This window comes from Pedobacter sp. ASV12, from assembly GCF_016429155.1.
Classification (GTDB): Bacteria; Bacteroidota; Bacteroidia; order Sphingobacteriales; family Sphingobacteriaceae; genus Pedobacter.
In genome coordinates, this window is the sequence record NZ_JAELUC010000210.1 from 1 (window position 1) to 817 (window position 817).

At 43.0% G+C, this 817-nt stretch carries 2 protein-coding genes; both read left to right on the forward strand.

The genetic code is table 11. The features are described from left to right. On the forward strand, positions 1-210 hold a 210-nt coding region (locus JHD69_RS19935; RefSeq protein WP_199142086.1), incomplete at its 5' end, for a hypothetical protein. Positions 211-356: 146 nt separating this feature from the next. Further along, on the forward strand, positions 357-797 hold the full coding sequence (locus JHD69_RS19940; RefSeq protein ID WP_199142087.1) for a helix-turn-helix domain-containing protein: 441 nt from the start codon (positions 357-359) through the stop codon (positions 795-797). Positions 798-817 lie beyond the last annotated feature (20 nt).

Sequence of the window (817 nt, forward strand, 5' to 3'; positions counted from 1 at the left end):
CCCCCCCCCCCCCCCTTCTCTCATCCCCCCCCCCCCCCCGACATCAACACATGTCGTGGTTCGTCGGCAGCGTCAGATGTGTATAAGAGACAGAGGATATACTGTCTGTGGGGAGTGCTTTTATTTATGGCTACCTCTGCTTTATTTACATTAAAAAATATCAACACTGGGTCCATCAATTTACTTCCGACACCCGTTACCCCACATTAAATTGGCTTCGAAACCTATTAGTAGTAACAGCATTTCTAGGCTTTAGTCTTTTTGTCAACGTTCTGGTCGATAACGCCCATCCAACCCGGACAGCATTTTTCAGGTGGCAATTCTTTTATTTATACCTAACTTTTCTAATCTACTATTTGGGGATAAAAGCCCTTACACTTAAAACTGAAATTATTACAATAAAACAATTGATAGTTGAGCAGCCGATAGAAAAACAAGCGAAATATGAAAACGCAGACCTTGAAGCTGCCAAAACGATAATTCTAAGTGTGCTGGCAGAAAAAAAGATTTTTCTGGACAGTGAGCTTACTTTGCCAAAAATGTCTCAGCAGCTTGCGGTAAGCCCCGGCTTGGCATCAGCAACCATCAATCAGCTATTGGGCAAAACCTTTAGATCATTGGTCAATGAATACCGTATAAAAGAGGTAAAAATCAGACTACAAGATCCGGCTTATAAACACCTATCTCTTTTGGGTATTGCTTTTGAATGCGGTTTCAACTCTGAAGCCAGTTTCTACCGCATCTTTAAAGCTGAAGTCGGTTGCTCGCCCAAAGAGCTGTCTCTTATACACATCTGACGCTGCCGACGAACCACGAC